The 11706-nt window shown below is 40.6% G+C and carries 16 protein-coding genes and 1 pseudogene; 13 read left to right on the forward strand and 4 right to left on the reverse strand.

Features of this window, described 5'->3' with window-relative positions; translation table 11 throughout:
• Positions 1-130 precede the first annotated feature (130 nt).
• The gene (locus SD31_RS12420) at positions 131-409 is read left to right on the forward strand and encodes a hypothetical protein (RefSeq protein ID WP_039054374.1); all 279 of its coding nucleotides are present in this window, start codon (positions 131-133) and stop codon (positions 407-409) included.
• A gap of 21 nt (positions 410-430) precedes the next feature.
• Here the strand turns inward: SD31_RS12420 and SD31_RS12425 are convergent, their stop codons facing one another.
• On the reverse strand, positions 431-1567 hold the full coding sequence (locus SD31_RS12425) for an acyl-CoA dehydrogenase (RefSeq protein WP_039054375.1): 1137 nt from the start codon (positions 1565-1567) through the stop codon (positions 431-433).
• A gap of 243 nt (positions 1568-1810) precedes the next feature.
• Between SD31_RS12425 and SD31_RS12430 the strand changes: the two genes are divergently transcribed.
• Positions 1811-2446, forward strand: coding sequence for a peroxiredoxin (locus SD31_RS12430; protein WP_039054376.1), 636 nt, complete (start codon positions 1811-1813; stop codon positions 2444-2446).
• A gap of 360 nt (positions 2447-2806) precedes the next feature.
• Here the strand turns inward: SD31_RS12430 and SD31_RS12435 are convergent, their stop codons facing one another.
• Together SD31_RS12435 and SD31_RS12440 are read right to left on the reverse strand one after the other, a co-directional pair.
• Positions 2807-3907: a S1C family serine protease gene (locus tag SD31_RS12435; RefSeq protein ID WP_039054377.1), complete on the reverse strand. Its 1101-nt coding sequence runs from the start codon at positions 3905-3907 to the stop codon at positions 2807-2809.
• 1 nt (position 3908) lies between these two features.
• Positions 3909-4499 carry an RNA polymerase sigma factor gene (locus SD31_RS12440; protein WP_039054378.1) on the reverse strand — a complete coding sequence of 197 codons (591 nt, stop codon included), beginning with the start codon at positions 4497-4499 and terminating at the stop codon, positions 3909-3911.
• 388 nt (positions 4500-4887) lie between these two features.
• Between SD31_RS12440 and SD31_RS17575 the strand changes: the two genes are divergently transcribed.
• From SD31_RS17575 to SD31_RS12465, 11 genes and pseudogenes are all read left to right on the forward strand, one after another.
• Positions 4888-5505, forward strand: a complete 618-nt coding sequence (locus SD31_RS17575; RefSeq protein WP_197053696.1) for a sugar-binding domain-containing protein — start codon at positions 4888-4890, stop codon at positions 5503-5505.
• The gene (locus SD31_RS20305) at positions 5471-6490 is read left to right on the forward strand and encodes a glycoside hydrolase family 2 protein (RefSeq protein ID WP_197053697.1); all 1020 of its coding nucleotides are present in this window, start codon (positions 5471-5473) and stop codon (positions 6488-6490) included. The genes SD31_RS17575 and SD31_RS20305 overlap by 35 nt, the downstream gene beginning before the upstream one ends.
• On the forward strand, positions 6435-6626 hold the full coding sequence (locus tag SD31_RS21390; RefSeq protein ID WP_410528264.1) for a glycoside hydrolase family 2 TIM barrel-domain containing protein: 192 nt from the start codon (positions 6435-6437) through the stop codon (positions 6624-6626). The genes SD31_RS20305 and SD31_RS21390 overlap by 56 nt, the downstream gene beginning before the upstream one ends.
• A complete protein-coding gene (locus SD31_RS20310) occupies positions 6623-7960 on the forward strand; it encodes a glycoside hydrolase family 2 TIM barrel-domain containing protein (RefSeq protein ID WP_197053699.1) in 1338 nt (445 codons plus the stop codon). Before SD31_RS21390 ends, SD31_RS20310 begins: the two co-directional genes overlap by 4 nt.
• Complete coding sequence (locus SD31_RS20315) at positions 7866-8582, forward strand: hypothetical protein (protein WP_197053700.1); 717 nt, start codon at positions 7866-7868, stop codon at positions 8580-8582. Before SD31_RS20310 ends, SD31_RS20315 begins: the two co-directional genes overlap by 95 nt.
• 18 nt (positions 8583-8600) lie before the next feature.
• Positions 8601-8909, forward strand: a pseudogene (locus SD31_RS17600) (discoidin domain-containing protein); the annotation flags it as partial.
• Positions 8910-9010: 101 nt separating this feature from the next.
• Positions 9011-9232 carry a (4Fe-4S)-binding protein gene (locus SD31_RS16225; protein WP_082021950.1) on the forward strand — a complete coding sequence of 74 codons (222 nt, stop codon included), beginning with the start codon at positions 9011-9013 and terminating at the stop codon, positions 9230-9232.
• A gap of 61 nt (positions 9233-9293) precedes the next feature.
• The gene (locus SD31_RS12450; RefSeq protein ID WP_052259034.1) at positions 9294-9620 is read left to right on the forward strand and encodes a helix-turn-helix domain-containing protein; all 327 of its coding nucleotides are present in this window, start codon (positions 9294-9296) and stop codon (positions 9618-9620) included.
• 88 nt (positions 9621-9708) lie between these two features.
• A complete protein-coding gene (locus tag SD31_RS19385) occupies positions 9709-9849 on the forward strand; it encodes a hypothetical protein (RefSeq protein WP_231561573.1) in 141 nt (46 codons plus the stop codon).
• Positions 9850-9979: 130 nt separating this feature from the next.
• Positions 9980-10390: a hypothetical protein gene (locus SD31_RS12460; RefSeq protein ID WP_197053702.1), complete on the forward strand. Its 411-nt coding sequence runs from the start codon at positions 9980-9982 to the stop codon at positions 10388-10390.
• Positions 10371-10931 carry a hypothetical protein gene (locus SD31_RS12465; RefSeq protein ID WP_039054381.1) on the forward strand — a complete coding sequence of 187 codons (561 nt, stop codon included), beginning with the start codon at positions 10371-10373 and terminating at the stop codon, positions 10929-10931. Before SD31_RS12460 ends, SD31_RS12465 begins: the two co-directional genes overlap by 20 nt.
• 590 nt (positions 10932-11521) lie before the next feature.
• On the opposite strand, the gene SD31_RS16710 is transcribed toward SD31_RS12465, so the two are convergent.
• The coding region (locus tag SD31_RS16710; protein WP_197053703.1) for a GIY-YIG nuclease family protein at positions 11522-11706 on the reverse strand (185 nt) is incomplete at its 5' end.

Here is an 11706-nt window from a genome sequence, read left to right on the forward strand (position 1 = left end):
AAATAAATGGGGTACGATTAAGGTTTGGAAAAAGAAGGTAYSATAGTTACTAGAACTGGGTAATGAGATGGGGAAATTTGTTACGTCGTTGGATGGTGGATAAGTGGGAGACTGGAGGTGAAAGTAGAATGTGCTGGAGATAGAACAGGGCTATAGGGATTTTTTCAAGCAGGAAAGAATAACTTTATTGGAAAAGAGTGCAGAAGAAATTATTGTTTTTGCTTCCTCTTTAGAAAAGGAACAGATACGCCCGCTGGCGCAGCTGTTGATGTATGATGGCTTTATCCGTGAGGATAAGGCTATGTTGCAAAAAGCTAAGGCTCTCTTTGAATACCATATGCATTCTTCGGGCAGTTTTTCTTTTGAAGATTATGGTCTTTTAGCTAGAATTGATAAAGCATTAAAATAAGGAGTCAGAAGACTCCTTATTTTATTTTAATATTTCACGTGCAATCACAAGACGTTGTATTTCGGAAGTTCCTTCGTAGATCTGAGTTATCTTGGCGTCTCGCATAAGGCGTTCCACGTGGTACTCTTTCACATAACCGTACCCTCCGTGAATCTGTACGGCCTCTACTGTATGTTTCATTGCTACTTCCGAGGCGTGTAATTTGGCCATTGCGGCCATCTTGCCATATGGAAGGCCTTGGTCTTTTGTCCAAGCGGCTTTATAGGTGAGCAGACGTGCCGCTTCTATGTCCACTTCCATGTCGGCGAGTTTAAACTGAATGGCTTGGTGCTGTGATATAGGTTTCCCGAAAGTTTTTCTTTCTTTCGCATAAGCTAATGCTAAGTCGTAGGCTCCAGCAGCTATTCCCAACGCTTGGGCAGCAATACCTATGCGGCCGCCGTCCAATGTTTTCATCGCAAATTTGAATCCGAAGCCATCTTCACCGATACGATTCTCTTTAGGAACTTTGACGTCCGAAAACATGAGCGAATGCGTGTCCGAACTGCGTATTCCCAGCTTATTCTCTTTAGGACCTATCGTAAATCCTTCCATCCCTTTTTCGACAATAAGCACATTAATACCTCTATGTCCTAATTCTGGATGGGTTTGGGCTATCACTAGATATATGTCTGCATTGCCTCCGTTGGTTATCCAGTTTTTAGTGCCGTTCAGTAAGTAATAGTCGCCTTTATCCTCTGCCCGAGTGTGTTGTGAGGAGGCATCGGAACCTGCTTCAGGTTCCGAAAGGGCAAATGCACCCAACTTTTCTCCTTGGGCTAGAGGAACTAAATATTTTTGTTTTTGCTCTTCGGTGCCATATTCATTTAAGCCCCACAAAACAAGAGAGTTGTGTGCTGACATGATGACAGCGGCAGAAGCATCTATCTTCGCTATTTCTTCCAAGGCAAGCACATAAGCTAAGGTATCTAGGCCGGCACCACCATATTCAACAGGAGTCATAATGCCCATAAAGCCTAGTTCACCCATTTTTCGCACAAATTCATTGGGAAATAAGGCCTTTTCGTCGCGCTCTATCACGCCCGGTTTCAGTTCCTGTGCAAACTCCCGTGCCGCTTCGCGTATCATTTTGTGTTCTTCGGATAATTCGAAATGCATGATCTTTAAGTTTATAAGGTTGTTAAACCAAATATAATTATTTTTTGTTATTATGCAAGCATAATATTTTTGTTCTTTTAATAGGAAAAAACTGGTATCATAGAACGAGAGAGTCCATATTGAGATATAAGGTGCATATTTTGATAAAAGACAAAATTTTAACAAAAATCACTTGCTATTTTCTATAAAGTCTATTAGATTTGTAGAGTTAATAGATTATTGATAATTCAAAATAGATATACTATGAGTTTAAGATTAGGAGATGAAGCGCCAAACTTCAAAGCGCAAACCACTATAGGAGAGATAGATTTCCACGAATATATTAAAGGAAGTTGGGCTGTATTATATTCACACCCCTCGGACTTTACGCCGGTATGTACTACGGAGTTAGGTCGTACGGCGCAGCTTAAGGAAGAGTTTGATAAGAGGAATGTGAAAGTGCTAGCATTGAGTGTGGATCCTGTGGAGGAGCATTTGAAATGGATTGAAGACATCAACGAAACACAAAACACTACAGTGAATTTCCCTATCATCGGGGATTCGGACCGTAAAGTTGCAGAGTTGTACGATATGATTCATCCGAATGCTTCGGCGACGGCTACCGTACGTTCTGTTTTTGTGATAGGTCCTGACCGTAAAATTAAATTGACATTGACGTATCCTGCTTCTACGGGAAGAAATTTTAATGAAATCCTACGTGTGATTGACTCTCTACAACTCACAGAAAATTATTCGGTTGCTACTCCTGCCGATTGGCAAGATGGTGATGATGTGATTGTGGTTCCTGCTATTAAAACAGAAGATATCCCAGCTAAGTTCCCTAAAGGATTTAAGGAAATAAAACCATACTTGCGTGTGACACCACAACCGAATAAGTAGGATTTCTTAATACACAAACAACCGCAATGAAAAAGCCAACTCTTAAGAGTTGGCTTTTTCGTTATATGGATTTTTTCTTTTTCTCAAAATAAAGGACACAATGACCGCACAAACTATGCTTATGATAAGATGGACAATAAGCTGATTGTAGTCAAAGGTGTACGGTTTACTACTACTGAAAAAGTAGAGGAAAGATTGGGTAGCAATTAGCAACACCAAAAAGATGGAGAGATAAATCCAAAACGTTCGCATGCTAGTACTAAGATAGTAAACATCTAAAAATCAAACAAGTAATCTTTTGTTAAAAAAGTAAAGGGGTACTCCGTACCCCTTTATGCTTTCTGAATAAGATGTGATTTATTAAAAAATTTTAACTATAAAAATGTAGTCTTGCAACTTTTTGATTTGTTCGGTTCTAGGGAGTTTGTGTAATGAGTTTTTGTTGTTCAATACAATATTTCCTTTAAGGGATTCTTCGGGGATATTATTCAAGGTTTCCAGAAGTTCTTTTGATTTTATAGCGAAGGCAGCTCCATCTAAACCTTTTTGTTTACCCGAAATAATACCTACTACGTTACCTTGGGCATCTAATACAGGACCTCCACTGTTACCTGGGTTGACAGGAATAGAAATCTGATAAGCTATAGTGTCTCCAGCATATCCGGTATTCGAACTCAGATAACCTTGTCCGTACACGGCTTCATCACGAGGGAAACCTATAGTGTACACGTCCTCTCCAAGGTCTGAAGTCTGTTTCTTGAACGTGTAAGGAATATATTTCAATGGTTTGAATGATGAGTCCGCGATACGCAATATAGCCAAGTCTTTGGTTGCGTCCGTATGTACCACTTCAGCACGGAATACTTTTCCTTTGATGTTTTGGAGGTGTATGGAGTCCGCACCATTGACGACGTGATAGTTGGTAACAACATATCCGTCCTTGGTTAACAGGAACCCTGTAGCTCCAAAGTGAGATATTGGTTCACTTTTCGTTTTGTCACTGTTGTGGATACTCTCGATGGCTTTGTTTTGCGCATTAACATTACGCTTCACCGTGTTCATCTCACGGCGCAAGGCGCTGTAGTCGGAAGTAGCCTTTTTTACTTCGGTGAAATAGCCTGTAAGCCAAAGCGTAGTGAATACGGATATCACAGCAACGGCCGCTGCTATACCTGCATTGATCTGTAGCTTACTCCACAGCGAAATAACGCGGGCGCCAAAATCGCTATGTTCTTCCACCTCTACGGCGATGTGCTGTTTACCTTTTTCGATAAGGTTAGCCTTGAAAGCGCGGCGTGCCTCGAATGCTTTCATATCTTGAAGAAAGCTTTGGTGTTCTTCCAGTATGTCTGCATATTCGGGATGAGCTTCGCAAAAATCTAGAAATGCTTTTGCCTCCTCAGCATGTAATTCGCCACGCAAATACTGATCTGCCCACTCTATGAATTTATGCCTTTGCATATTACTCTTTAGTTTTAAGGGTGAAAAATATTTTTTTGAGTCTTTGTAAGCATTTATATTTCTGTGTTTTGGCATTATCACTGTTGGTATAACCGAATTTTTCAGTGATGTCCTGCATAGACAGGTTGCAGATATAGAAGTCCTGCAACAAGGTTTTGCAAGGTTCGCCAAGCTGATTCATCGCTTCTTCCATCTGCTCGAATTTGTTTTCGAGCTCTTGATGTTGTTGGATATCATCCTCTACTTTCAGGATATCTTCGAAATCCGAGATGTCCGTGGTGTTGGAGGTATGCCCTCGGCGTGACAGCTGTTTGAGCCACAGGCGTCGCGATACCGCGTACAAAAAAGTGTTGAGCTTACAATTTAACTCAAAATTCTGATGAGTAATCTTATCATACAACACCATGACGGCCTCCTGAAAAATATCTCTGGCCTCTTCCTGTGTTCCGCTATTATTGGTAATCATATATGCTACCGAAGGAAAGAATAATTTGTACATCTTGCTGATTATCCTGCTATCCCCCCGCATTAAGCCTTCAATGATTACTTCATCGGAAACTTCAGTCGGTAATATGTTTCTAATTTTACTCACCTATTAATACCCTAAAATCCAAATAGTAACCCTAAATAATTGTAAAATTAAGATATGAAAAATTATTGGTTCAAACGTAGCAGAATTTTCAATGAAAAGCGAAAGAAATTAATGATTTTACTTGTGGAGGCTATTAACCTCTTGTAGTACAAGTGGTTTAGTTTTCAACCTTAGCTGGGGTTTGAATTATTGTTTTTGTGCTTAAAGGTGATGTTATAATATACATGTCGGAGGAAGGAAAATCAATCTTTTTAGTCACATGGAAAATTCCGCAATCGAGTGATTAACAGTGTGCCCTTGTATTTGATAGCGTGAATGGTATTTTTGCTTGATACACCTTTATCAACTTATGAATTATAAATCTATAAGCACGATTTTTCTTTTAGTCTTGAGTGCATGGGTGAGGGGACCGCTTCATGCACAGTCCGTGGCGTCCTTGCCTTTTGCTACGACCATGAGTGGCTTTGCTTTTGAAACACAGCATCAGCCGTCGGGAGACGAATGGCAGTCGCCGCAAAAGCTTTCGCTGAATAAAGAGCTTCCTAAGGCTTATTTTTTCTCTTTTGCGAACGCGGAAGAAGCATTAGGGGTACTGCCTGAGTATAGCAGCTACTATCAAAATCTCAATGGTACGTGGAAGTTCCATTGGGTAAAACATCCTGACGAACGGCCTAAGGATTTTTATAAGGAAACGTATGATGTTTCCCAATGGGATGAGGTGCCTGTGCCCATGAGCTGGAACATCTATGGCATTCAAAAAGACGGATCGCTCAAGTATGGCGTTCCTATATACGTAAACCAGCAAGTAATCTTTAAACATAGTGTTCAGGTGGATGATTGGAGGGGAGGTGTGATGCGTACGCCACCGCAGGACTGGACCACTTACATTTATAGAAACGAGGTAGGCTCTTATCGCCGTACGTTTGAGGTGCCAGACAATTGGAGCGGACGTGAGGTTTATCTCAATTTCGATGGAGTGGACTTCTTTTTTCTATCTATGGATTAATGGAAAATATGTGGGATTCTCCAAAAATTCCCGAAACCTTGCTGCATTCAACATTACCCCCTTTCTACATCCAAAAGGTAAAAACACTGTAGCAGTAGAGGTTTATAGAAGTTCGGATGCATCATTTTTGGAAGCTCAGGATATGTTTCGGCTGCCGGGGATCTTCCGAAACGTATATCTGACAGCAAAGCCTAAGTTGCAAATCCGTGATATGGTGGTGATTCCAGACCTTAAGGATAACTATAAAAATGGAGTTTTGAATATTTCTACACAGATCCGCAATGCTAACGGCAAAGTTCACAAAGGCTTTGTACTTGCTTATAAGCTATATGCTAACCGACTTTATTCCGATAAGGTAGAAAAGCTTGTGGCTACATTTGAAGATGGAGGTGGACGTTCGGTGAAGGTAGAACCACAGGCATTTGCTGCTGCACAGATGAGAGTGGAGGTGGATGACGTGAGGCTATGGTCTGCTGAAAGGCCTTATCGTTATACATTGGTGGCAGAGCTAAAAGATACAAAGGGCCGAGTTTTGGAAGCCGTTTCGACCATTGTTGGATTTCGCAAAGTAGAGATTAAAGATACGCGTGCCGAGGACGATGAATTTGGTTTGGCGGGGCGTTATTATTACCTTAATGGAAAGACTGTCAAGTTGAAAGGAGTAAACCGTCATGAGACAAATCCCGAGAAGGGTAAGGTGGTAACACGCGAGCAGATGGAGAAAGAAATTAAGTTGATGAAACGTGCCAACATCAATCATGTACGCAACTCACACTATCCGGATGATCCTTATTGGTACTATCTCTGCGATAAATATGGAATCTATCTGGAGGAGAGCCAATATAGAGAGCCACCAATACTACTATGGGGAGGCCTCGTTATCCCATCCTGCGGAATGGCGAGACGCTCATGTGGCACGAAACTTGGAAATGGTGCATGCACATATCAATCATCCTTCCATAGTGATATGGTCTTTGGGAAATGAGGCCGGTCCGGGAAATAATTTTGTGGAAGCTTACCAGGCGATTAAGAAGGTGGATATTTCTCGTCCTGTACAATACGAACGTAATAATTCCATTGTTGACATAGGTTCAAACCAATACCTTCTATCAGCTGGGTGAGAGGAGCTGTAACGGGAAAATTCAATATTAAATATCCTTTTCACATTTCCGAATACGCGCACTCCATGGGTAATGCGGCAGGTAATCTCGTTGATTATTGGGAGGCCATCGAGTCGACAAACTTCTTCATGGGGGGAGCCATATGGGATTGGATAGATCAATCCATGTATTATTACGACAAACAGACGGGAGAACGCTTTCTGGCTTATGGAGGAGATTTTGGCGATAAGCCTAATGACGGTACTTTCGTCAACAACGGCCTTATCTTTGCCGATATGAAAGAGAAACCTCAATATTATGAGGTCAAAAAAGTGTATCAGAATGTTGCTGTAAAAGCTATAGATATAGAAAAGGGCATTATTGAAATCTTCAATAAGAATTATTTCATTGCTTTGGAAGATTATGAGATGGAATGGGCCTTATACGAGGATGGGGTAGAGATTGAACGTAGTAAAGTCGCCAGTGACGCTTATGCCATCGCTCCTCGACAGCGTATTCGGGTTCGTATTCCTTATGCTAAGGAGAAGCTGAAGGAACAGTCCGAATACTTCCTCAAAATCCAATTTTTGCTGAAAGAGAATATGTTTTGGGCCGCCAAAGGCTACGTGCAAATGGAGGAACAGCTTTTGGTGAAAAAGGCGGAAAATCTACCACACATATCCACCGTAGCTAAGGGTTCAACTTTGAAATCCGAAAGGCAGGGAAGTTTTCAATGGATAAAAGGGGATAATTTTGAAATGATTTTCGACCTTAATCAAGGTACTAGCCATAAGCTGGTGTACGGAGGAAATGCTGTCATCCGGGAAGGAGAAGGGCCAAAGCTGGATGCCTATCGAGCTCCTCTGGATAACGACAACTGGGCTTATAGACAGTGGGTCGCAAAGGGGCTTCATAACCTGAAGCATAAGGCACTTTCCCATACGGAATTTCAACGTAAGGATGGAGCCGTGGTGCTTTCGTTCGTGGTGGAATCTCAAGCCCCTAATAGTGCTTCCATTTTGGGAGGTACCTCAGGAAAATACTGGATTATGGAGCATGAGGATAAACCTTTCGGAGAGGAAGATTTTAAGTTTGTAACAAATCAGATTTGGACCATATATCCGGATGGTTCTGTAGAGCTGGAGTCCATCATAACTTCAAATGACGAAAGTTTTGTTCTCCCTAGGGTCGGCTATGCGTTGAAGCTTCCTTCGGAATACAATAAATATATATACTATGGCCGTGGTCCTATAAATAACTATGCCGACCGTAAAACATGCACAAAATATAGAACTGCACCACAGTACTGTTGCAGATCAGTTCGTCAATTGGTCGAGACCACAAAGTATGAGTAATAATGAAGAAGTAAGATGGACGTCCTTCACCGATAAAGAAGGTAATGGTATCATTGTGGTCGCTAAAGAAACATTTTCTGCTTCTGCCTTGCCATGGTCGGAGCAGGAGCTCATCTTGGCCGCGCATCCACACGAGCTGCCTTCAAGTTCAGGAGCACATATACATATTGATGCTGCCGTGACAGGCTTGGGAGGAAACAGCTGTGGGCAGGGGCCGCCGCTGGAGCAGGATCGCGTCAAAGCATATTCCCGTTCGTTAGGCTTCATTATTCGTCCGGTAGTACGTGAGGACTATAGAGCCAAAGCGAAGGTGACTGTGGCCGGGGAGATGCCTCTTTCGATAGTGAGAAGCAAGGCAGGAGAGGTGCAAATAGGAACGGAACGAAAAGAAGCCCAGATTCTTTATCAAGTAGGTAAATCCAAGTCTATTATATATAAGGAACCATTCAGGTTGAGAGAAGGTGGCCATGTGACGACCTGGTACGTTGATAATCCGCAGATTAAGACGTCGGTACATTTCCCGAAAATAGAGACAGTGCCTTTGACAGTGGTCTCTGCGTCTAGTGAAGAGAATGGAGAAAATGCCAAATTTTTGGTCGATGGCAACCCAAATACGATATAGCATACCACCTATTCGGTTACTGTAGCTCAATATCCACATTGGGTGGATTTCGATATGGGGGAAGAAAAGATGATAAAGGGGGTCACTTACTTGCCAAGGCAAGATGGACCTAATGGACGTATCAAAGCGTATAAGATTCAGGTCAGTCTTGACGGAAAGAAATGGTCAGACCCCATTATCGAAGGGAGTTTTTCCCGAGAGACCACATTACAGACTGTTCGTTTTGAAAAACCTGTAAAAGGCCGTTTTCTGCGCTTTACGGCATTAAGTTCTCAGAATGGAGCTGACTTTGCCTCCGGCGCTGAATTTGAGATAATTGCAGACTAGGTGCGTTAATTTAGATAGGTGGAGAGCAAGGACCATTTCGGTCCTTGCTCTTTTTATTTGTTGTTGAATTTTATTAACTTAAAATTATGATCTAAGATACTATGGAAAAAATAATCAGATATCCTCACCCTAATGGAGAAATTACCGTAATCTGGAAGCCTGCCTTATGTACACATGCGGGAGTCTGTGTTCGAGCATTACCCCAAGTTTATAGACCCAACCAAAGACCCTGGTGTAAACCTGAATATGCGCTTTCCAAAGAATTAATTGAACAGATTGAAGGATGTCCTTCAGGGGCTTTAACCTATGAGCTGCAGACATAAGAAAATGGTATTCATGGAGCGAAATAATTATTTAAGCCGTTTTTCAACTAAAAAAATGTAAGTGGAAATATCAAAGAAAATAGCGAAAGCTCGAAAATTAAAAGGTTTCACTCAAGAAGAGTTGGCAGATAAGACCAATGTAACAGTACGGACAATACAGCGTATAGAGAATGGAGAATCCCTTTCAAGAGCTTACACACTTAAGTCTATTGCTGCAGCATTGGAAATGGATTATGAAGATTTAATACAACTAAATTCTGTCGAAACCAATTCCCCAATAATAAACGATAAGGATGAAAAGAGATTTCTAAGAATATTTACATTGGCTAATTTCACCTATCTTCTTATTCCTTTTTTTCATTTTCTGTATTCCTTACTACCTTTTTAAAAACTATAGGAATAAATCAAACTAAGCTACAGATTTTTGTACAAGTGTAGTGCAACAGCAAATAGCATGGGTAATTGGAAATTCTTTAATGATGTTGCTTACGATGCTTTATAATTTTGCCGCCACTTCATATTTCGATAAAGCTTTCACCTTAAATTATGTTTGGGTATTCTTTGCCATGTATCTCCTCAATGCTATGCTTGATTTTTATGACATGCGCCGTTATTAAAGCTTTTTCCGCTGGTCCGATGGAATCATAATCGTGTTTATCTTGTTTTTGTCGTACGAATGTCGTGCTCATGACGTGATATTAGAGGCTCCCATAGGGTATCTTAGTTTCAAAATAAATCTTTTGAAATATGAGAAAATTATATCACATTATTTTATGCTGTTACTTCGCATTATTTGTCAATTCTTCTAATGCGCAACCAGTGATGTCCCAACATTTAGTGAAGCCCGAAGAATTTCAATTTGCATTCACTTGGCTAGGAGATTCAATCCAAGGAAAATGGGAACCCCATGTAGCGCTCTTGATTCCGATTACAATCAAGGAGTGTTCAGATAAATTGTATATGCAGTTCGATACCGGCGCCAAACACTCCTTGCTATATGCAAATAAGCTTAAAGCAATTAAGCATAAATATCCTGCAGTTTCAATATTCAACGAACGTGAAGCGAAGGATAAGGTTGAAAATTTTTCTTTTACGCTCGACACGACCAACATTTGTAAAAGAGATTTCTCTAAGAGAGTTGAAAAATTCCAAAAGTAGTTCCAATGAAGATAAGGGTTATGAAATAATTGGTACGCTAGGATGTGATATCTTCGACAGTAAGATAATTGCGATAGACAACAAAAATCAAGTGATTACAGTGTCGGACTCGTTGGCAAATGAAGATTATATTTTGTTTTCAGAATTCAGGTACTTTGATAAGAATATAATCTTACCGGCATACTTGAATCATAAGAAGACATTACTGTATTTTGATACCGGTTCTAGTATGGTTGAATTAATCGTTGATAAAGAGTTTGTTCGTTTACTGGCCAAAGATAATGCAGAGCCGCTAAGTTATGCAATAAACTCTTGGGGGAAGGTTTTACAGACATTTACATTTGAATCGGATAGAGAAGTGCATATCGGCGGTTTGTCCATACCAATTCACTATTGTACATATATTGAAGGTGCAAGTGATTCTCAAGTAAGTAGTATGTTGAAGATGGGGATAGGTGGAATGGTAGGCAACAAATTATTTATAGGCTATAAACTAATTTTGGATACTCGAAAGCAGCGGTTTAGTATTGTACGCGAATAGATAGAGAAAGAATTTTTTCTAGAGGAGATACGATAAAAAAAAAGGCTATTCGGAAGAATAACCTTTAATTTTTTTCAGCGGTCTGGACGGGACTCGAACCCGTCTCGCCAGAGGCGAGATGACAGGCCTGTTAGGAGAAATCATTAGCGCAGTTGATGGGTTGTAGACATAGCCATTCTAGGTATTTTCTGTTGTATCGTTTGATCTGTCTTTTCTTCTTATGCGAGCTTCTTTTTTAGAGATACATTTTTCTGCATATATAAGTGACCAAGGTCCCATTTTTCTTGTGAATCTGCTTTCCCCGTTATTATGTTGTTTTAGTCTTATTTGGGATGTTTTTGGTATAACCTTTATACAGTGTTCCGGAAGTATTACATCTGATGATGTAGACATAATAGATTTCCATAAGACCAAAGAGTTAAGGGATTATTATAAGGGAGATACGATAAAAAAAAAGGCTATTCGGAAGAATAACCTTTAATTTTTTTCAGCGGTCTGGACGGGACTCGAACCCGTCTCGCCAGAGGCGAGATGACAGGCCTGTTAGGAGAAATCATTAGCGCAGTTGATGGGTTGTAGACATAGCCATTCTAGGTATTTTCTGTTGTATCGTTTGATCTGTCTTTTCTTCTTATGCGAGCTTCTTTTTTAGAGATACATTTTTCTGCATATATAAGTGACCAAGGTCCCATTTTTCTTGTGAATCTGCTTTCCCCGTTATTATGTTGTTTCAGTCTATTTGGGATGTTTTTGTATATCTTTATACTAGTGTTCG

Origin of the sequence: Sphingobacterium sp. T2, from assembly GCF_000814685.1 — a bacterium.
Lineage (GTDB): Bacteria > Bacteroidota > Bacteroidia > Sphingobacteriales > Sphingobacteriaceae > Sphingobacterium > Sphingobacterium thermophilum.